Source organism: Pseudomonas sp. YuFO20 (genome assembly GCF_035064975.1).
Taxonomy (GTDB): Bacteria; Pseudomonadota; Gammaproteobacteria; order Pseudomonadales; family Pseudomonadaceae; genus Aquipseudomonas; species Aquipseudomonas putida_AE.
Genome location: NZ_JAXDEO010000050.1, coordinates 1 through 21079, shown reverse-complemented (window position 1 = coordinate 21079; position 21079 = coordinate 1). Strand labels below are relative to the sequence as shown.

The 21079-nt window shown below is 60.1% G+C and carries 17 protein-coding genes; 12 read left to right on the top strand and 5 right to left on the bottom strand.

Going from position 1 to position 21079, the window contains the following annotated elements:
• Nucleotides 1-186: 186 nt before the first annotated feature.
• Both SOP85_RS24075 and SOP85_RS24070 read right to left on the bottom strand, forming a co-directional pair.
• On the bottom strand, nucleotides 187-816 hold the full coding sequence (locus SOP85_RS24075; RefSeq protein WP_274077714.1) for a response regulator: 630 nt from the start codon (nucleotides 814-816) through the stop codon (nucleotides 187-189).
• The gene (locus tag SOP85_RS24070) at nucleotides 817-3216 is read right to left on the bottom strand and encodes a PAS domain-containing sensor histidine kinase (RefSeq protein WP_323628437.1); all 2400 of its coding nucleotides are present in this window, start codon (nucleotides 3214-3216) and stop codon (nucleotides 817-819) included.
• A gap of 73 nt (nucleotides 3217-3289) precedes the next feature.
• Here SOP85_RS24070 and SOP85_RS24065 point away from each other — a divergent pair, with 73 nt between their 5' ends.
• Nucleotides 3290-4267, top strand: coding sequence for an alpha/beta hydrolase family protein (locus SOP85_RS24065; RefSeq protein ID WP_323628435.1), 978 nt, complete (start codon nucleotides 3290-3292; stop codon nucleotides 4265-4267).
• A gap of 15 nt (nucleotides 4268-4282) precedes the next feature.
• On the opposite strand, the gene SOP85_RS24060 is transcribed toward SOP85_RS24065, so the two are convergent.
• Genes SOP85_RS24060 through SOP85_RS24050 form a run of 3 tightly spaced genes read right to left on the bottom strand, consistent with a single transcriptional unit; the run spans nucleotide 4283 to nucleotide 6742 of the window.
• On the bottom strand, nucleotides 4283-5053 hold the full coding sequence (locus SOP85_RS24060; RefSeq protein ID WP_274077717.1) for a DnaJ domain-containing protein: 771 nt from the start codon (nucleotides 5051-5053) through the stop codon (nucleotides 4283-4285).
• A 1-nt stretch (nucleotide 5054) separates the two neighbouring features.
• Nucleotides 5055-5726, bottom strand: coding sequence for an N-acetylmuramate alpha-1-phosphate uridylyltransferase MurU (gene murU / locus SOP85_RS24055; protein WP_274077718.1), 672 nt, complete (start codon nucleotides 5724-5726; stop codon nucleotides 5055-5057).
• The gene (locus SOP85_RS24050; protein WP_323628434.1) at nucleotides 5723-6742 is read right to left on the bottom strand and encodes an aminoglycoside phosphotransferase family protein; all 1020 of its coding nucleotides are present in this window, start codon (nucleotides 6740-6742) and stop codon (nucleotides 5723-5725) included. Before SOP85_RS24050 ends, murU begins: the two co-directional genes overlap by 4 nt.
• A 130-nt stretch (nucleotides 6743-6872) precedes the next feature.
• On the opposite strand from SOP85_RS24050, the gene SOP85_RS24045 reads away from it, so the two are divergent.
• From SOP85_RS24045 to SOP85_RS23995, 11 genes are all read left to right on the top strand, one after another.
• Nucleotides 6873-9671, top strand: coding sequence for an LPS-assembly protein LptD (locus SOP85_RS24045; protein WP_274077720.1), 2799 nt, complete (start codon nucleotides 6873-6875; stop codon nucleotides 9669-9671).
• On the top strand, nucleotides 9646-10968 hold the full coding sequence (gene surA, locus SOP85_RS24040) for a peptidylprolyl isomerase SurA (RefSeq protein WP_274077721.1): 1323 nt from the start codon (nucleotides 9646-9648) through the stop codon (nucleotides 10966-10968). Before SOP85_RS24045 ends, surA begins: the two co-directional genes overlap by 26 nt.
• Complete coding sequence (gene pdxA / locus SOP85_RS24035; protein ID WP_323628432.1) at nucleotides 10965-11954, top strand: 4-hydroxythreonine-4-phosphate dehydrogenase PdxA; 990 nt, start codon at nucleotides 10965-10967, stop codon at nucleotides 11952-11954. The genes surA and pdxA overlap by 4 nt, the downstream gene beginning before the upstream one ends.
• A complete protein-coding gene (gene rsmA, locus SOP85_RS24030; RefSeq protein ID WP_274077723.1) occupies nucleotides 11951-12769 on the top strand; it encodes a 16S rRNA (adenine(1518)-N(6)/adenine(1519)-N(6))-dimethyltransferase RsmA in 819 nt (272 codons plus the stop codon). The genes pdxA and rsmA overlap by 4 nt, the downstream gene beginning before the upstream one ends.
• A 120-nt stretch (nucleotides 12770-12889) precedes the next feature.
• Nucleotides 12890-13270, top strand: coding sequence for a Co2+/Mg2+ efflux protein ApaG (gene apaG, locus SOP85_RS24025; RefSeq protein ID WP_274077724.1), 381 nt, complete (start codon nucleotides 12890-12892; stop codon nucleotides 13268-13270).
• Nucleotides 13270-14154: a symmetrical bis(5'-nucleosyl)-tetraphosphatase gene (locus SOP85_RS24020; RefSeq protein ID WP_274077725.1), complete on the top strand. Its 885-nt coding sequence runs from the start codon at nucleotides 13270-13272 to the stop codon at nucleotides 14152-14154. Before apaG ends, SOP85_RS24020 begins: the two co-directional genes overlap by 1 nt.
• 33 nt (nucleotides 14155-14187) lie before the next feature.
• Nucleotides 14188-14517, top strand: coding sequence for a thiosulfate sulfurtransferase GlpE (gene glpE / locus SOP85_RS24015; RefSeq protein ID WP_323628431.1), 330 nt, complete (start codon nucleotides 14188-14190; stop codon nucleotides 14515-14517).
• A gap of 296 nt (nucleotides 14518-14813) precedes the next feature.
• A complete protein-coding gene (locus SOP85_RS24010; RefSeq protein WP_008061555.1) occupies nucleotides 14814-16736 on the top strand; it encodes a PrkA family serine protein kinase in 1923 nt (640 codons plus the stop codon).
• Nucleotides 16737-16877: 141 nt separating this feature from the next.
• Complete coding sequence (locus SOP85_RS24005; protein WP_008061553.1) at nucleotides 16878-18149, top strand: YeaH/YhbH family protein; 1272 nt, start codon at nucleotides 16878-16880, stop codon at nucleotides 18147-18149.
• Nucleotides 18146-19708, top strand: coding sequence for a SpoVR family protein (locus SOP85_RS24000; protein WP_274077727.1), 1563 nt, complete (start codon nucleotides 18146-18148; stop codon nucleotides 19706-19708). The genes SOP85_RS24005 and SOP85_RS24000 overlap by 4 nt, the downstream gene beginning before the upstream one ends.
• A gap of 63 nt (nucleotides 19709-19771) precedes the next feature.
• Complete coding sequence (locus SOP85_RS23995; RefSeq protein ID WP_323628429.1) at nucleotides 19772-20995, top strand: multifunctional CCA addition/repair protein; 1224 nt, start codon at nucleotides 19772-19774, stop codon at nucleotides 20993-20995.
• Nucleotides 20996-21079: the final 84 nt, after the last annotated feature.

Below are 21079 nucleotides of genomic sequence, written 5' to 3'. Positions count from 1 at the left end.
GCAAGCTTTCAGCTACAAGCCGCAAGTCAGAGCAAAAGCAGCTTGTCCGGTATGTCGCAAATGGATATGCCACAACCGAACCTGTGGGAGCGGGCTTGCTCGCGAAAGCGGTGCGTCAGTCGATATATCTGGACCTGATACACCTCTTTCGCGAGCAAGCCCGCTCCCACAGGGGGGTCGGTGTTTTCAGAGAAGTTTGTGTTCCATCGCGTATTTCACCAGCTCCGCCAGTGAGGTGATGTTGAGTTTCTGCATCAACCGCGCCTTGTGGGTGCTGATGGTTTTGCTGCTCAATGCCAGTTGCTGGGCGATGTCGTTGACGTTGGCGCCCTGGGCCAGGCGTTCGAACACGGAAAACTCACGTTCCGAGAGCAATGAGTGCAACGGCCGCGAGTCGGTCAGGCCGACTTCGAAGACCATCCGGTCGGCCAGGTCCGGGTCGATGTAGCGCCCTCCAGCGGCTACCCGGCGGATGGCTGTCAGCAACAGGGCCGGATCACTGTCCTTGGTGGCATAGCCCGCCGCACCAACCTTCAAGGCCCGCGCGGCCATCTGCGCCTCGTCGTGCATCGACAACACCAGGATCACCGGCGGATTGTTCAAGGCACGAATCCGCGGAATTGCCTCGAGGCCGTTGATCCCCGGCATGGAGATATCCAGCAGCACCACTTCGCAGGGCACGTGCCGCAAGGTCTCGAGCAACTGTTCGCCATTGCTCGCCTCCCCCACCACAAGCAAGTCCTTGGCCAGGCCGATCAATTGCTTGATGCCTTCACGCACGATGGTGTGGTCTTCGGCTACCAGTACACGGATCACTTACCTCTCCTCATCCAGGGGTACTCGCACGATCAGGGTCGTGCCCTCACCCGGCTCACTCTCAAGGGACAGCTGCCCGCCCATGATCAACACCCGCTCGCGCATGCCCACCACCCCAAAGGATGTCGGCCTGCCGCTCGAGGCGACAAATCCTACGCCATCATCGCTGACGGTCAGGCACAGGTCGTCACCCTCAATCGCCAAAGTCAGTTCGACAGTATGCGCCTGGGCGTGACGCATGACATTGGTCAAGGCCTCCTGAAGGATACGAAACAGGCCGATGGCCTTGGCATCACTGAGCACCGGCAAGTTTTCCGGCACCTGTACCAGACACGGAATCTGCGTGCGCGCCTCGAAGCGACGTGCCTGCCACTCGATGGCCGAAGCAATCCCGGCGTCCAGAATCGGCGGTCGCAAAGCCGTCGCTACATCGCGTACCAGCTGGAAAAGTTGGGCGATCAAACGCTTCATGCTGTTCAACCGCTTGTTCAACCCGGGATCGAGTTGTGCATAAGCCAGCTCGCACATGGACGTTTCCAGCTTGAGCACCGTCAACATCTGGCCCAGTTCGTCGTGGACTTCCCGGGCAATACGGGCCTTTTCCTCTTCGCGCACGCTCTCCAGGTGCGCGGACAATTCCCGCAATTGCCCACGGGAGCTGGCCAGTTCCAGCTCGATGCGCTTGCTCTCGCTGATGTCCCAGACAATCCCATCCCAGACGTAGGCGCCATCCTCGAGTTGCCGGGTGATCGCCTTGATTTCAGCCCAACGCTGCTCGCCCTGTCGCGTCAGGATTCGCCCTTGCCAGGACCAGTCGCTGTCGGTGTCCAGCGCATGATCCTGGGTCTGGTGATAGCTCGCCTTGTCGTCCGGATGCACCAGGCTGCGCAGGCCTTTGTCACGATGGGCCAGGGTGGCCGGCGAGTAACCCACCAGGCTCTCGCTGCCTTCACTGATGTAGGCAAAGTCGATCTGGCCCGTCACCGGCGCCCGCTCCAGGCGAAAGACCAGGCCAGGCACATTCGCCGCGATCCCTTGCAAGCGCGCTTCACTTTCCTGCAGCGCCGCCAAGGCGCGACGCCTTTCGGTGACATCGGTCAGGTAGACCACCAGGTACTCGCCATCGCGAAAGCGCAGGAAGCTCAACGAGACATCGGCCGGCAGCACGCTGCCATCGGCCCTCAGGCAATGGGTTTCGAAACTTTGCGGCGCGTCGTCGCTGGCCCTGGCGCGCTTCCACAGGTTCAACCAGCGATCCATGTGCAGGCCGGGCTCGAAGTCGATCAATGGCCGCTCGATGATCCCACCAGGCGGATAGCCCAGCATGGTTTCGGCGGCGCGGTTGGCGTAGCGCACGTGACTGTCCCAGTTCACCCACAGAATGCCGACGGTACTCTGGTCGATGGAAAACTGCGTGAGTCGCAGGGCTTCTTCGCTGGCGGCGCGCAGGGCAATGTCAGCCTGCGCCGCCGCCAGGCGTTGCTCCAGGCTGTGCTGCTGGCGCCGTTGCCAGAACACGATGGCCATGGCGCTGAGCGCCACTACCAGCATCAGCAGGCAGAGGTTTTGCCAGAACCCCGGGGATTCGCTGAGCCGAGGATACTTGGGTTGCAGCCATTGGCTGTGCAGCGCCTCCAGATCCTTGGCCGGGATCGCCCGCAGCGCGCTTTCGACAATACCGGCCAACTCTGGCAGGTCGCGCCGCGTGGCCACCCGCAGCAGCTGTGGCAAGCCGATATCCCCGACCACCACCAACCCGGCGAACTCCGGCTCGACGGACAGGCGCCCCAATTGCGCCTCGTCGACCACCGCGTAGGCCGCTTGCTGGCTCAGCAACAGCTGCAACGCCTGGCGTTCGACCGGCACCCCCTGCAGGTTCAAATGCGGGTAGTTGCCGCGCAGGTAATCGGCGGTGGCACTGGGCATGCGTACGGCGACGCGGGTTTGGCTGTCGAGTTTCTCCAGTTCCACCGCACCGGTGCTTTTCTGGTCGCTGACCACCAGTTGCGGCACCCGCATGTACGGATCGGAAAACTGCCAGAGGCGCAGACCGCCCGGGGTCTGGGTCAACCCCGGGGCGATGTCGATTTCGCCTGCGCGGGCGGCCGCTTCCAGTTGCTCCAGGTCAGGAAAGTTGCGCCAGCTCAGTTCCACCTTGAGCGACTTGGCGAGCCACTTCATCAGCTCGACATTGACTCCGGACAAGCGCTGCAAGCGGCGGTCGTACTGGGCGTAGGGCGCTTGCAACACCAACCCCACCCGCAGATCGCCCTGCTGCGCCAGCCATTGCTGCTGGCCTGCCGACAACGGCGCGACATGCGCCGGTGGCGCGGCGGCCGCCCAGCCCATCAAGGGCAACCACAAACAGCCGATAACCCACAGGCAGCGAAAAAGCATCATCGATCTCTCACACACTGACAAATACTGACCAACCCATTAGGCTGCCGGGATAACTTCTGGCCTGGAATATCCGATGCTCCCTGTCTACCGCCTGGCACTGCCAGCATTGTGCCTGTCGCTGATCCTGCCATGGGCTTTTTCCGCGGCAGCTGCCGCAGAGGCAAAACCCGCCGAAGAAAAACCACTCGAACGCCAACCATTGCCTGAGCGTAGTCAGGAAGAAGCCGCTGCACTCGAGCGAAAAATTCCGCTTCAAGAACAGCAACAACTGCAAGCGGGCAGCGATACGTTCCTGGCCCTGTGGAAACCGGCCAACGCCGCTGACCCCAAAGGCGCGGTGATTATCATCCCTGGCGCAGGCGAAACCGTTGACTGGCCGCAAGCAATCGGTCCGCTGCGTCGCCAATTGCCGGATGCGCAATGGAGCAGCCTGAGTATCACCCTGCCAGATTTGCAAAGTGATGCCATTGCGCCACGCGTGATGGAAGCCGCTCCAGCCCCCAAGGCCCCGGACGTCGGCAGCAAAGACTCGACCACCGCGGCCCCGATTGAACAGGCGGCGGGCGGCGAAGCCGAGGTGGCGGACAAGGCCGTCGCCGAAACCGCCGACGAGCAAAGCAAGGCTGACGCCGAGCGAATCTTCGCCCGAATCGACGCGGCCATCGCTTTTGCCGAACAGCAAAGCGCCCGCAGCATCGTCTTGCTGGGGCATGGCACGGGCGCCTATTGGGCCGCGCGGTATCTGAGCGAGAAGCAGACGGCGCAAGTCGAGCGCTTCGCCATGGTCGCCGCGCAGACGCCGGTCAAAGTGACACCAGAACTGGACGAACTCGCGCCAACCCTAAAGCTGCCCACCGTCGACCTCTTCTATATGGACAAGCCGCTGGATCGCAACGCGGCGCTGGCTCGCTTGCAGGCTAGCAAGCGCGTGAAGACTTCGGCCTTCAGCCAGGTCTCGCTCAAGGCTTTGCCGGGCAATAACAAGGCACAACAGGAGCAATTGGTGCGCCGGGTGCGGGGCTGGTTGAATCCGCAAAATGCGGCGGACTGATTGACCGGGTCGCTGCTAGCGAAAATCCCGCCGCTGACGAATCAACGTATAGGCATTGTGCAGCTCGCGCGTCTTGTCGGTGGCCTCGCGAACCTGCGACGCGGTTGCACCACTGCCGGCAATCTTGTCCGGGTGATGGCGACTGAGCAGGCGTCGATAGGCACGCTTGATCTGGGCGGGCTCACTGGTCGCGGACACCCCCAACAACCGCAAGGCGTCCTGATAGCTTGTAATGACACTGCTGACCGGCGGTCGATGCTGCGGCTCGTAATCGGTTGCCAGCCCCTTGACCTGTGGCGCGCTCCACCCCAGCCAACTGCCCCACTGGAAGAGCAGTTCACGCTCCCGGGTACCGGCATGACCATCGGCCCAAACCATCCGCCAGCAAGCGCGCAAGACCCCTTCTGCGGCAAAAGGCTGAGACCTCAGCCGGAGCAGATGACCCCGCAACCGGTCACTGCCCGCCTTGCCCCTATTGAACGCGGCAATCGCCCGTCGCTGTGCCGATTCGGACATTTCCAGGGCACGCATCTCCGCGCGGGCCTGCTGGATATGCCCCTCCACTACCCTTCCATCACACTTGGCCAGGCGCCCCAGTAATACAAACAGCAACTCGTCGTTGCGCAGGACCGGTCGCCCCCCGAGCTTTTCGCGCAGATGCGCCCAACTTTGCAGGGCCAGGTGCCTGTCCAGCACCTGCCCCATCAAGGCCCCAAGCATGGCCCCGGGAATACTGGCGATGGCAAAGCCCGCTCCGGCTCCGATCAGAGTCCCTGGCCACAGCATGTCAGCGGCTCGCTTCGATCAGGGATTCAGCTTCCGCCAGGCGCTCGTGGGTGCCGACATCGACCCAAAGACCTTTCAGACGTTCGCCGGTCACTTGCCCTTCAGCCATGGCCTTGCGCAACAATGGCGCAAGCTTGAACGCCCCTGCCGAGCAGCCATCGAACAGCTGTGGATGCAGCACGGCGATACCGCTGTAGGTCAGGGTGGCGGCGTCCGGCTGACCGTCCCGGACCTGGTCACCGGTCAGGCTGAAGTCGCCGGCGAGGTGATGGGGTGGGTTGTCGGCCAGCACCAGGTGCGCCAGCCCGGCGATGGGTTGATGCAGCACGCTGAAGTCATAGTCGGTCCAGATATCCCCGTTGACGACAAGGAAAGCCTCGTCACCCAACAACGGCAACGCACGGAAGATTCCGCCACCGGTTTCCAGGGGTTCGCCTTCGGCCGAGTAGCGAATGCTGACACCGTAGCGCGATCCATCGCCGAGATAGTCTTCGATCTGCTGGCCGAGCCAGGCATGATTGATCACAATCTCGGTAAACCCGGCAGCGGCCAACGCTCGCAGGTGGTACTCGATCAGCGGCACGCCACCTGCGCGAACCAGCGGCTTGGGCGTGGTCAGGGTCAAGGGACGCATGCGCTCGCCCTTGCCCGCCGCCAGAATCATTGCCTTCATGCCGGCACTCCAGCACGCAGGCTGGCAAGCAGAACATCCAGTTCAGCCAGCTCAGGACGCCGCGCGATCACTGAATCTATATAAGCAAAGAAGCGTGGCACATCAGCCAGGTAACGCGGCTTGCCATCCCGGTGGCAAATGCGCGCGAAGATACCGATCACTTTCAGGTGACGCTGCACCCCCATCAGGTCGCTGGCGCGCAAAAAGTCTTCAAAGTCAGGCTGCACCGGAATATCCAGCGCAGCCGCTTGCTGCCAGTAATTTTCCAGCCAGCCGCGCACGCGCTCCTCGGGCCAACTGAGGAAGGCATCCTTGAACAGGCAGGTCACGTCGTAGGTGACAGGACCGTAGACGGCGTCCTGAAAGTCCAGCACACCGGGATTGGGTTCGCTGAGCATCAGGTTGCGCGGCATGTAGTCGCGGTGCACCAGGACTTTCGGCTGGGCCAATGCACTGTCGATCAACAGATCGCTGACCTGCTGCCAGAGCACTTGCTGCGCCGCATCGAACTCGATGCCCAACTCATGCTTGACGTACCACTCGGGGAACAACTCCAGCTCGCGGCGCAACAACGCCACGTCGTAACTCGGCAATGGCGCAACCATCGGCAACTGCTGGAACGCCAGGAGCGCTTGCAGGGCATCCTTGAACAAATCGTCGGCGTTTTCGCTGTCGATCACATCCAGGTACGTCTTCGTGCCCAGGTCATTGAGCAAAAGAAATCCGCGTTCAAGGTCTTCGGCGTAGATTTTCGGCACATTTATTCCGGATTTCGCCAGCAGAAAAGCGATATCCACGAAAGGCTTGCAGTTTTCCTGGGGCGGTGGCGCATCCATCACGATCAAGCTTCTGCCTGCGCCTTCCCAACGGAAATAGCGCCGAAAACTCGCGTCGCTGCTGGCCGCAGTCAACGTGGCCGGGGGGACGGCACCCCATCCCTGTTGCGCAAAAAGGATTGCCAGCTGTTCATCGAGCCAAACTTTCAGGTGTTGCAAACGTAGATCTTGGTCAGGCATTGCAAGGGTCTCCGACGGCGCTAGCCGTCAAGCGGGTCATGCTTTATTATCCAGCATCTTTTTCAGACCATCGAGAGGCGTGCGGCCCACACCGCGGGCAGATGGCACGCAGGAAGCCCGGACTATTAAGATGGCATTGAAATCCCCCGCGTTTCGTAAAAAATTTCCGTTGTTGATGACCGGCAGTTTGCTGGCTCTGCAACCCTTGGCCACCCCTTTCGTGGTCGCCGCGGAACAGTATGACTGCTCGGCCTCCGCTTCGGGAGCCTGGAGTTGTGCGCCAAAATCGCCGGCGGCTGCATTGCCACCTCGTCCGGTCCACGACGGCAGCGCAGTCAGCGCCACCGGCGAGACACCCGCCGAAACGGGTACCAGCGAAGACACGGGGGCCAAACCCGCACTGGTCACCGAATCCAAAGGCCGTGGCCTGAAGTCGCGTAGCGCAGACTACAGCCACCTCGACTGGGTTCCGCGCGAGCAGCTCACTGCAGCACAATTGGCCGAAACCGGTCCTTATTGCTCTGGTTCCTATATCGAACCGACTCGTCCTGGCATGAATGACAAGACGAATAAAAGTGACGCCCCAACCTTTATCGGCGCCAAAGCCTCCCGCTACAAGCAGGATGAGCAAGTCGCCACCCTGGCCGGTGACGTGGTCATGCGCCAGGGCAGCATGCAGGTCGAGGCCGACGAAGCCAACCTTTACCAGGCCGAGAGCCGTGGTGAGCTAAGCGGCAACGTGCGCATTCGCGACAACGGCGCACTGATCGTGGGCGACCACGCGGATGTGCAACTCGATACCGGTGAAGCCAAGGTCGACAACGCCGAATACGTGATGCACAAATCGCGTATCCGCGGTAACGCGCTGTACGCCAAGCGTGCCGAGAACGCGATCATCCGCCTCAAGGATGGTACGTACACCACGTGCGAGCCGAACAGCAACGCCTGGCAGCTCAAGGGCAACAACATCACCCTGAACCCGGCCACCGGCTTCGGTACCGCGACCAACGTGACACTGCGGGTCAAGGACATTCCGGTCCTGTACACGCCGTATATCTACTTCCCGATCGACGACCGTCGTCAATCCGGCTTCCTGCCGCCGACCATCGGCACAGGCACCGATACCGGCTTCCTGCTGGTCACGCCGTATTACTTCAACCTGGCACCGAACTACGATGCCACGTTGTACCCGCGTTACATGAGCGATCGCGGCCTGTTGATGGAAGGCGAATTCCGCTACCTGACCAAGTCCAGCGAAGGTCAGTTCGGCGCCGCGTACCTCAACGACGAGAACGACGATCGCAAGCTGCAGACCGATTACGAAAAAACCCGCTACATGTACAACTGGCAGCACAAGGGTGGTCTTGATTCGCGTGTGCTGACAGAAGTCGACTACACCAAGATCAGCGATCCTTATTACTTCCAGGATCTGCAGACTGACCAGATCGGTGTGAAAAGCGCCGACTACGTGAACCAGCAAGGTGTCGTCAGCTACCGTGGCGACAGCTACACCGCTCGCGTGAATGCCCAGGCTTATCAACTGGCGACCGTGTCGAACATCACGCCGTACGACCGCTTGCCACAGATCACCTTCAACGGTGCGCTGCCGGATCGTCCAGGCGGACTGAATTTCACCTATGACACCGAGCTCGTACGGTTTGACCGGGACTTGAAGAACGGCAACTTCACCGATGAAGATGGCAACGTAGAGCCGCGCCTCGACACCAACGTTCAGGGTCTGGCCCGCGCCAATGGCGATCGCCTCAACCTTGCGCCAGCGGTCAGCTATCCGATGGAGGCAAGCTATGGCTTCCTCACGCCAAAACTCAAGTACCAGTACACGCAATACCAACTGGATCTCGACAGCATCGGCAAAAGCCAGGTTGCCGCGCAGACTGCAGAACAGGACCGCCTAAACGGCACGTTCGACAGCAACCAGAACCGTGGCGTGCCAATCGCCAGCATCGACAGTGGCCTGTACTTCGATCGCAAGACCAACTGGTTCGGCAAAGACTATAACCAGACCCTTGAGCCACGCCTGTTCTACCTGTACGTACCCGAGAAGGACCAGGAAGACATTCCGGTATTCGACACCAGCGAATACACCTTCAGCTATGGGTCGCTCTTCCGCGACAACCGCTTCTCTGGCTCTGACCGTGTCGGCGACGAGAACAAACTGTCCCTGGGCGTGACCAGTCGCTGGATCGAAGAAAACGGCTTCGAGCGCCAACGCATCAGCGTCGGCCAGGCTTTATACTTCAAGGATCGCGAAGTCCAATTGCCGGGTATCGATGCAAAAACCCGCGAAGACGCGCACTCTGACGTTTCTCCTTATGCGCTGGAGTACGAATACCGCTGGAACCGCGACTGGCGCACCACTGCCGATTACAACTGGGACCCGGACAGCCGCAGCCCTCGTTCGGGCAGCGCGATGTTCCACTACCAGCCTGAAGACAACCCGAACAAGGTCATCAACGCCGGCTATCGCTACCGCAATGACCAGGTTCGTTACGACCAGAACTCCGGTACATGGCAGGTCGGCGGTGGTGACTATGGCACCCCGGGCACTCCTGGCTACGTGAAGGACTACTACAAGATCGAACAGCACGACTTCTCGGTGATCTGGCCGGTCGTGCCGCAATGGAACGTCATCAGCCGCTGGCAGTACGACTACAACCGCAACCGTACCCTGGAAGCCTTTGGTGGCTTCGAGTACGACAACTGCTGCTGGAAACTGCGCCTGATCAACCGTTACTGGGTCGATTATGACGAAACCAGTCAAGACGCTCCGGAAAACGAAAAAGGCGACCATGGCGTCTTCCTCCAAATTGTTCTGAAGGGACTCGGCGGCCTCACTGGCTCCAAAGTAGAGAGTTTCCTCGACAAAGGCATCCAAGGTTATCGTGAACGTGAAGACCAAGCTTTCTGATTGTCTGCGCCCGCTTTTGCTGGGCGCGCTGTTCCTGGGTACCGCGGCCAACGCCGCGGTACAGTCCATCGATAAAGTGGTGGCCATTGTCGACAACGACGTGGTCATGCAGAGCCAACTGGACCAACGGGTCCACGAAGTCCAGCAAACCATCGCCAAGCGCGGCTCCGCTGTGCCACCGGCCAGCGTACTGGAGCAACAGGTGCTTGAGCGCCTGATCGTCGAGAACCTGCAACTGCAGATCGGCGAACGTTCCGGCATCCGTATTACCGATGAAGAACTGAACCAGGCTGTCGGCACCATTGCCCAGCGCAATAACATGTCGATCGAGCAATTCCGCGCTGCCCTGACTCATGACGGTCTGTCCTACGATGACGCGCGTGACCAGATCCGCCGTGAAATGGTCATCAGCCGTGTGCGCCAGCGCCGGGTGGCCGAGCGAATCCAGGTGTCCGAGCAGGAAGTGAAGAACTTCCTCGCTTCAGACCTGGGCAAAATGCAGCTGTCCCAAGAGTTCCGCCTGTCCAACATCATGATTGCCACGCCGGAAAGCGCCAATTCCGAGGCCATTCAGGCTGCAGCCAAACAGGCTGACGCGGTGTACCAGCAGCTCAAGCAAGGCGCTGACTTCGCTCAATTGGCCCTCGCCAAATCCGCCAGCGAAACCGCACTGGAAGGCGGCGACATGGGCTGGCGTAAAGCCGCACAGTTGCCACCTCCGTTCGATCAGCTGCTGAGCACCATGGCGGTTGGCGACATCACTCAGCCAATGCGCACGCCAGGTGGCTTCATCATCCTGAAGATCACCGGCAAGCGTGGTGGTGAAGCCCAGGTACGCGACGAAGTGCATGTCCGCCACATCCTGGTCAAACCAAGTCCTATCCGTGACGAAGCTAAAACCAAGGCCTTGGCCGAATCGCTATACAGCCGCATCGAATCGGGTGAAGACTTCGGCGAACTGGCGAAAAGCTACTCGGAAGATCCGGGTTCCGCGCTCAATGGCGGCGACTTGAACTGGATCGACCCGAGCGTATTGGTTCCAGAGTTCCGCGAAGTGATGGCCAAGACCCCGCAAGGTCAGCTGTCCAAGCCGTTCCAGACTCAATACGGCTGGCACGTCCTGGAAGTCCTTGGCCGTCGCGCCACAGACAGCACCAACCAGGCTCGCGAGCAACAAGCGATGACCGTACTGCGTAACCGCAAATACGATGAAGAGCTGCAAACCTGGCTGCGTCAGATCCGTGACGAAGCGTACGTGGAAATCAAACTCCCTGGCGCCGACCAGGCAGCGCAGTGAAACCCCAACGTTTCGCGCTGACACCCGGCGAACCAGCCGGCATAGGTCCCGACCTGTGCCTGCTGCTCGCCTCGCACGCCCAGCCACACCCCCTGATTGCCATCACCAGCCGCGACCTGCTCCTTGAGCGGGCCGCGCAGCTGGGTGTGGCTGTCGATGTGCTGCCCGTCACGCCGGACAACTGGCCGGATGCTCCCGCTCCCGCCAACAGCCTGTATGTCTGGGATACACCGCTCAACGCCAAGGTCGTCGCCGGGCAACTGGACAAGGCCAACGCCGCTTTCGTCCTGGAAACCCTGACCCGAGCGGGCCAAGGCTGCCTGGATGGGCATTTTGCCGGCATGATCACCGCCCCGGTGCACAAAGGCGTGATCAATGAATCCGGTATCGCCTTTTCCGGGCACACGGAATTCCTCGCTGACCTGACCCATACCGCGCAAGTGGTGATGATGCTCGCCACTCGCGGGCTGCGCGTGGCGCTGGTCACTACTCACCTGCCTCTGCGCGAGATTGCCGATGCGATCACACCTGAGCGGCTGGAGCGGGTCACGCGAATCCTGCACACCGACCTGCAACAAAAATTCGGCATTGCCCAGCCACGCATCCTGGTGTGCGGGCTCAACCCCCATGCCGGTGAAGGCGGACATCTGGGCCATGAAGAAATCGATATCATCGAACCCACGTTAGAGCGCTTGCGCGGCGAAGGCATGGACCTGCGCGGCCCCTTGCCCGCCGACACTCTGTTTACCCCCAAATATCTGGAGCACTGCGATGCAGTGCTGGCGATGTACCACGACCAGGGCCTGCCTGTGCTGAAATACAAAGGCTTCGGCGCAGCAGTCAATGTGACCCTCGGCTTGCCGATCATCCGCACATCGGTCGACCACGGCACCGCCCTGGACCTGGCCGGCAGCGGCAAGATCGACACCGGCAGCCTGCAAGTCGCCCTGGAAACCGCCTACCAGATGGCCGAGACCCGTTTATGACCGAGCAATACCAACACAAGGCGCGCAAGCGCTTTGGCCAGAACTTCCTGCACGATGCTGGCGTTATCGACCGCATCCTGCGCTCCATTCATGCCAAGGCCGAAGACCGTCTCCTGGAAATCGGCCCTGGCCAGGGCGCATTGACCCAAGGCCTGCTCAGCAGCGGCGCCCAGCTCGACGTGGTGGAACTGGACAAGGACCTGATCCCGATCCTCAACCAGCAATTCGCCGGCAAGAGCAACTTCAACCTGCATCAGGGTGATGCGTTGAAGTTCGATTTCACTAGCCTGAATGCCGCACCTGGCAGCCTGCGCGTGGTCGGTAACCTGCCCTACAACATCTCCACGCCGCTGATTTTCCACCTGCTGCACAACGCGCACCTGATTCGCGACATGCACTTCATGCTGCAAAAGGAAGTGGTCGAGCGCCTGGCGGCAGGGCCTGGTGGCGGTGACTGGGGCCGGCTGTCGATCATGGTCCAGTACCACTGCCGGGTCGAACACCTGTTCAACGTAGGGCCTGGTGCGTTCAATCCGCCACCCAAAGTCGACTCGGCCATCGTGCGCCTGGTGCCCCACGCGGTGCTGCCGCACCCGGCCAAGGATCACCGTTTGCTGGAGCGTGTCGTGCGCGAGGCATTCAACCAGCGCCGCAAAACCCTGCGCAACACACTCAAGCTGTTGCTGAGCAACGCCGAAATCGAAGCCGCTGGCGTCGATGGCAGCTTGCGGCCCGAACAGCTCGATCTGGCGGCCTTCGTACGCCTTGCCGATAAGCTAAGCGAACAAGTCCTACAGAAAGCCGCGGACGTCTGACAGACCTGAAGCGTTATCGGGTAGGACACCAGCGTTTATGTCTGGTTTACTATCCGATACCTGGCCTAGACTGATCATCAGTCATGCCCCGCGTTCCGCTTCGTTTTTAAGGCCCTTTGCATGTCCGATCCTCGTTATCAGGTCGACGTCAGCGTCGTCACCCGCTATCTGGCAGAACAGTCGCAACCCGAGCAAGAGCGTTTTGCCTTCGCGTATACCATCACCGTGCAAAATAACGGCTCGCTAGCGGCCAAACTGTTGTCTCGGCATTGGGTCATCACCGATGGCGACGGGCATGTCGAGGAAGTTCGCGGTGCGGGCGTGGTTGGCCAGCAACCGCTGATCGAGCCGGGCGAAAGCCATACCTACAGCAGCGGCACCGTCATGACATCCAAGGTCGGTACCATGCAGGGTACCTACGAGATGCGCGCCGATGACGGCAAACATTTCGATGCCATCATCGCCCCGTTCCGCCTGGCGGTGCCCGGAGCCTTGCACTGATGGCAACCTATGCCGTTGGCGACCTGCAAGGCTGCCTCGACGCATTGCAATGCCTGCTCAAGAAGGTCGCCTTCGACCCGGCAAGCGATCGCCTGTGGCTGGTGGGCGACCTGGTCAACCGCGGCCCGCAGTCGCTGGAAACCTTGCGCTTCCTCTATAGCATCCGCGAATCGCTGGTGTGCGTGCTCGGTAACCATGACCTGCACTTGCTGGCGGCCGGGAAGAACATCGAGCGCCTGAAGAAAGCCGACACCCTCCGCGAGATTATCGAAGCCCCGGACAGCGCCGAGTTGATGGAATGGCTGCGCCAGCAAAAACTCATGCACTACGACGAACAGCGCAACGTTGCGATGGTGCATGCCGGCATTCCACCCCAATGGTCGCTGCGCAAAGCGCTGAAATACGCTGCCGAAGTCGAGACCGCCCTGCGCGACGACAACCTGTTGCCACCCTACCTCGATGGCATGTACGGGAACGATCCGGCGAAATGGGACAGCGACCTCAAGGGCGTGACGCGCCTGCGGGTGATTACCAACTATTTCACGCGCATGCGCTTTTGTACGGCCGAGGGCAAGCTTGACCTCAAGAGCAAGGAAGGCCTCGACACGGCACCGGCAGGCTACAAACCGTGGTTCCAGCACAAGGAGCGCAAGACCAGGGACCTGAAGATCATCTTCGGCCACTGGGCAGCGCTGGAAGGCAAGGTCCAGGAGCCGAACATCTCGGCCCTCGACACCGGCTGCGTCTGGGGCGGTGCCCTGACCCTGATGAATGTCGACACGGGCGAACGCCTGTCCTGCAAATGCGACGAACATGGCCATGCCGCCGCGCCGCCAGTCGCTCCACAGATTTCCGAACCATCGTCAGCCAGCGCCCCGCGCTAGACTGCGCTTTCAGCCGAGCCACAGGAGCCCGCCATGAGCGAATTCAAACGTATCCCCCCGGAACAGGCCCAGGCCCTGCGCGAACAAGGCGCAGTGGTGGTCGACGTTCGCGATCCTGCAACCTTTGCCGCCTTGCACATCAGCGGCTCGAAGCACCTGGACAACCACTCCCTGCACGCCTTCATCCAGGGCGCCGACCTGGACGCGCCAACCGTGGTGGTCTGCTATCACGGCAACTCCAGCCAGGGCGCCGCCGCCTACCTGATCAGCCAGGGTTTCTCCGACGTCTACAGCATGGATGGCGGTTTTGAGCTGTGGCGTACGACTTACCCTACGGAAACGGCGCAAGGCACCAGCGAATAATTTTTTTGTCATGTGCAAGCCCCAGCCACCGCGGGCTTGCGCGGTGGCAGACGAACGGTCAGCCACAACTAATTACGTATCTCGCCTTTACCTCCCGAATTCCCAACTATCCTTAAGCGCAGGCCATCCAAAACAGGGGAGAGCCGGTACACCGGCGCACGGGTCATCGGGAGTAGCTTTCGGGGTAGTCAGCTCCGAAAGAGTTCTGGGGGGTAAACAGCGACTGCCTGTTCGGTTGCTGCCAGCATCGACTGAGTGATCCGGCGTCGGCTCCACGTATCGAGCGAGGTGACGTCATGAGTATCTTTAGCCACTTCCAACAACGTTTCGAGTCCACACGCCAGGAAGAACTCTCGCTGCAAGAGTATCTGGAGTTGTGCAAAAAGGACCGTAGCGCCTACGTTTCCGCCGCCGAGCGTCTGTTGCTGGCCATCGGCGAACCGGAACTCCTCGACACCTCGACCAACTCGAGGCTGTCGCGAATCTTCTCCAACAAGGTGATCCGCCGCTATCCGGCCTTTGAAGACTTCCACGGGATGGAAGAATGCATCGACCAGATCGTGTCGTATTTCCGCCATGCCGCCCAAGGCCTGGAAGAGAAGAAACAGATCCTTTATCTGCTCGGCCCCGTTGGCGGTGGTAAATCGTCCCTGGCCGAAAAACTCAAGCAACTGATGGAAAGAGTGCCCTTCTACGCGATCAAGGGCTCGCCGGTATTCGAATCGCCCCTGGGTCTGTTCAACGCCACTGAAGATGGCGCGATCCTCGAGGAAGATTTCGGCATCCCGCGACGCTACCTCAACACCATCATGTCGCCATGGGCCACCAAACGCCTGGCCGAATTCGGCGGCGACATCAGCCAGTTCCGCGTGGTCAAACTCTACCCGTCGATCCTCAACCAGATCGCCGTGGCCAAAACCGAGCCGGGCGATGAAAACAACCAGGACATCTCGGCACTGGTGGGCAAGGTCGATATCCGCAAACTGGAAGAATTCCCACAGAACGACGCCGATGCCTACAGCTATTCGGGCGCACTGTGCCGGGCCAACCAGGGCCTGATGGAATTCGTCGAAATGTTCAAGGCGCCGATCAAGGTGCTGCACCCATTGCTGACCGCGACCCAGGAAGGCAACTACAACAGTACCGAAGGTCTCGGGGCGATTCCGTTCACCGGGATCCTGCTGGCCCACTCCAACGAATCGGAATGGCACACCTTCCGCAACAACAAGAACAACGAGGCGTTCATCGACCGGATCTACATCGTCAAAGTGCCGTACTGCCTGCGGGTCAGTGACGAGGTGAAGATCTACGACAAGTTGCTGTTCAACAGCTCGCTGGCCAAAGCCCATTGCGCGCCCGACACTTTGAAAATGCTTGCCCAGTTCACTGTGCTTTCACGTCTGAAGGAACCGGAAAACTCCAACATCTACTCCAAGATGCGGGTGTACGACGGCGAAAACCTCAAGGACACCGATCCGAAGGCCAAGTCGATCCAGGAGTATCGCGACAACGCCGGTGTCGACGAAGGCATGAACGGCCTGTCGACCCGCTTCGCGTTCAAGATCCTGTCCAAGGTCTTCAACTTCGATCCTCACGAAATCGCCGCCAACCCGGTGCACCTGCTGTACGTGCTCGAGCAACAGATCGAGCAGGAACAGTTCCAGGCCGAAACCCGTGAACGCTACCTGCGCTTCCTCAAGGAGTACCTGGCACCGCGTTACATCGAATTCATCGGCAAGGAGATCCAGACCGCCTACCTCGAGTCCTACAGCGAGTACGGACAGAACATCTTCGATCGTTACGTGCTGTACGCAGACTTCTGGATCCAGGATCAGGAGTATCGCGACCCGGAAACCGGCGAAATCCTCAACCGTGTTGCGCTGAACGAAGAACTGGAGAAAATCGAAAAACCGGCCGGCATCAGCAATCCGAAGGATTTCCGCAACGAAATCGTCAACTTTGTGCTGCGCGCCCGTGCCAACAACAACGGCAAGAATCCGACCTGGCTCAGCTACGAAAAACTGCGGGTGGTCATCGAGAAGAAAATGTTCTCCAACACCGAGGACCTCCTGCCAGTCATCAGCTTCAACGCCAAGGCCAGCAAAGAGGACCAGCAGAAACACAACGACTTCGTCACTCGAATGGTCGAGCGCGGTTACACAGACAAACAGGTACGGCTGCTGTCCGAGTGGTACCTGAGGGTCAGAAAGTCCCAGTAAGGGAGCTGCAAGCGGCACGCGACACCGCCCCACCGAAAACGCGTTGTTGGCGTAAATGTGGCCATATGTCGCGCGCCGCTTGTTTCTGAAGCTTCTGTCTTGCAGCTTGAAGCTTATGACTCGAAGCTCCCCGGAGGGCCTATGAGCTATGTGATCGACCGACGTCTCAATGGCAAGAACAAGAGCACGGTGAACCGCCAGCGGTTTCTGCGGCGTTACCGTGATCACATCAAAAAGGCTGTCGAAGAGGCGGTCAGCCGGCGTTCCATTACCGATATGGAACACGGCGAGCAAATCAGCATCCCGGGGCGCGACATCGACGAACCGGTGCTTCACCACGGACGCGGCGGCAAACAGACCGTCGTGCACCCGGGCAACAAGGAATTCACCAGCGGCGAACACATTGCCCGGCCACCTGGGGGTGGCGGCGGCAGAGGACCTGGCAAGGCCGGCAACTCGGGCGAAGGGATGGACGAGTTCGTCTTCCAGATCACCCAGGAAGAATTCCTCGAGTTCATGTTCGAAGACCTTGAACTGCCGAACCTGGTCAAGCGCAACCTGACCGGCACCGACACCTTCAAGACCGTGCGCGCGGGGATCAGCAACGAGGGCAACCCCTCGCGGATCAACATCATCCGCACCCTGCGCTCAGCCCACGCACGGCGAATCGCCCTGTCCGGCAGCAGCCGGGCGAAACTGCGCGAAGCCAAAGAGGAACTGCTGCGACTCAAGCAGGAAGAACCGGACAACTTCGGCGATATCCAGGAACTTGAGGCAGAAATCGAAAAACTCAGCGCGCGTATTCACCGCGTACCCTTTCTCGACACCTTCGACCTCAAGTACAACCTGCTGATCAAACAACCCAACCCCAGCTCGAAGGCGGTGATGTTCTGCCTCATGGACGTTTCCGGTTCGATGACCCAGGCGACCAAGGACATCGCCAAGCGCTTCTTCATCCTGCTGTACCTGTTTCTCAAGCGTAACTACGACAAGATCGACGTGGTGTTCATCCGCCACCACACCAGTGCCCGCGAAGTGGACGAGGAGGAGTTCTTCTACTCCCGAGAAACCGGCGGCACCATCGTGTCCAGCGCCTTGAAGTTGATGCAGGAAATCATGGCCGAGCGCTATCCGGCCAACGAGTGGAACATCTACGCTGCCCAGGCCTCCGACGGCGACAACTGGAACGACGATTCGCCTATTTGCCGCGACATCCTGATCAACCAGATCATGCCATTCGTGCAGTACTACACTTACGTTGAGATCACCCCACGGGAACATCAGGCCCTGTGGTTCGAGTACGAGCGCATCGCTGAAGCCTTTTCCGACACTTTTGCCCAGCAACAACTGGTCTCGGCCGGGGATATCTATCCGGTCTTCCGTGAACTCTTCCAGCGCAGGTTAGTGACATGACCGCCAAAGAGCAGAAGCGCCAACCCATATCCACCGGATCGGAATGGACGTTCGAGCTGATCCAGGCCTACGACCGTGAAATCAGTCGTATTGCAGCTCGCTACGCGCTCGATACGTACCCTAACCAGATCGAAGTGATCACCGCTGAACAGATGATGGACGCCTACGCCTCCGTCGGTATGCCGCTGGGGTATCACCACTGGTCCTACGGCAAACATTTTCTCAGCACCGAAAAGTCCTACACACGCGGCCAGATGGGGCTGGCCTACGAAATCGTGATCAACTCCGACCCGTGCATCGCCTACCTCATGGAGGAAAACACCATCTGCATGCAGGCGCTGGTGGTGGCGCATGCGTGCTACGGGCACAACAGCTTCTTCAAGGGCAATTACCTGTTCCGCACCTGGACCGATGCCAGCTCGATCATCGATTACCTGGTGTTCGCCAAGCAGTACATCATGCAGTGCGAAGAGCGCCATGGCATCGATGCGGTCGAAGACTTGCTCGACTCCTGCCACGCATTGATGAACTACGGTGTTGATCGCTACAAACGTCCCTACCCTATTTCCGCCGAGGAAGAACGACGCCGGCAAAAGGACCGGGAAGAACACCTGCAGAAGCAGATCAACGATCTGTGGCGCACCATTCCCAAAGGCGCAGACAAGTACAGCGACAAGGACAACGCGCGCTTCCCCGCCGAACCGCAGGAGAACATCCTGTACTTCATCGAAAAACATGCGCCGCTGCTGGAGCCCTGGCAGCGGGAAATCGTGCGGATCGTACGCAAGATCGCCCAGTATTTTTATCCACAGCGCCAGACCCAGGTCATGAACGAAGGCTGGGCCACATTCTGGCACTACACCCTGATGAACGACCTGTACGACGAAGGCCTGGTGACCGACGGTTTCATGATGGAGTTCCTGACGTCCCATACCAGCGTGGTCTTCCAGCCTGGCTTCGACAGCCCCTATTACAGTGGTATCAACCCCTACGCCCTGGGCTTTGCCATGTACCGCGACATCCGGCGCATGTGCGAAGAACCTACGGAGGAGGATTACCGCTGGTTCCCGGACATTGCCGGCACCGACTGGCTGGCAGCCATCAAGTTCGCCATGAGCAGCTTCAAGGATGAGAGTTTCATCCTGCAGTACCTTTCACCCAAAGTGATCCGCGACCTCAAGCTGTTCAGCATTCTCGATGACGACCAGAAAGACGATCTCCTGGTACCGGCCATTCACGATGAAGGCGGTTATCGCATCATCCGTGAAACCTTGGCGGCCCAATACAACCTGGGCAATCGCGAACCCAACGTGCAGATCTACAGCATCGACAGACGCGGCGACCGCTCCCTGACCCTGCGCCACCAGCAACACGACCGTAAACCGCTGGGAGAGTCCACCGAGGAAGTGCTCAAGCACCTGCATCGCCTCTGGGGCTTTGATATTCACCTGGAAACCCTGCAGGGTGACCAGATCATGAAAACCCACCATGTGCCACCGAGGGGCGAACACGCCGAAGGCGATTACGGCCGGCTGGACCTGGCTGTCATCCATTTGTGATGCCGTTTATGCCTCCGAACGCTCGACGCAAGGGTTATCCTGTCGAGCTAACGGAGGTTTTTCATGCAGATTTATAAAGTTGGCGGTGCGGTACGCGATCGCCTGCTCGGCATAGCTGTCACCGATATCGACCGGGTCGTGGTCGGCGCGACCACTGAAGAGATGCTCGCCAAGGGTTATCGGCCTGTAGGCGCTGACTTTCCGGTGTTTCTTCATCCGAAAACCGGCGAGGAATATGCCCTCGCCCGCACCGAACGCAAAAGCGGACGCGGTTATGGCGGGTTCACGTTCCACGCCAGCCCCGACGTGACCCTCGAAGAAGACCTGATACGCCGCGACCTGACGATCAACGCGATGGCCGAAGACGATCAGCAGAACCTGACCGACCCCTACCACGGCCAGCGCGATCTCGAGGCCCGTGTACTGCGCCACGTTTCCCCCGCGTTTGCCGAAGATCCGCTCAGGGTCTTGCGCGTTGCTCGCTTCGCCGCACGCTACGCCGAACTCGGCTTCACTGTCGCTCCCGAAACCCTCGATCTGATGCGCCAGCTCAGTGAGTCAGGCGAACTCCAGGCACTGACGGCTGAGCGCAGCTGGAAAGAAATCTCCCGCGCCCTGATGGAAAATCAGCCACAGGTGTTTATCGAGGTATTGCGCGCGTGTGGCGCGCTCGAAGTGCTGATGCCGGAAGTCGACGCACTGTTCGGCGTCCCCCAACCGGCAGCCCACCACCCGGAAATCGACACCGGCGCCCACACCCTGAGCGTGCTGCAGCAAGCGGCACTACACAAACAAACGCTCACCGTACGCTGGGCCTGCCTGCTGCATGACCTGGGTAAGGGGCTGACGCCAGAGGAGCAGTGGCCGCGTCACATTGCCCATGAGTCCAAGGGACTGAAGTTGATCAAAGCGGTCAACGAACGCTTCAAGGCACCGAGGGATTGCCAGGAGCTTGCGTTGCTGGTCGGCGAGTACCACACCCACGGTCATCGCGCACTGGAACTGAAACCATCGACCTTGCTGGAGCTACTGCAGAGCTTCGACGTTTACCGTCGGCCGCAGCGGTTCGAGGAATTCATCGCGGCTTGTGAGATGGATGCGCGAGGGCGGAAGGGGCTGGAGCAGAGAAGTTATCCACAGGCCGATTACCTGCGCGGGGCGGCGACGGCGGCGCGTAGCGTGGCGGTTCAGCCGTTGCTGGAGCAGGGATTCAAGGGGCCGGAGCTGGGTGAGGCAATCAAGCGCGAACGGCTCAAGGCGTTGAAAGCTTACAAGGAACAAGCCTAAGCAAGATCACAAGATCGCAGCCTGCGGCAGCTCCTACACAGGAATATGCGTTTCCATGTAGGAGCTGCCGCAGGCTGCGATCTT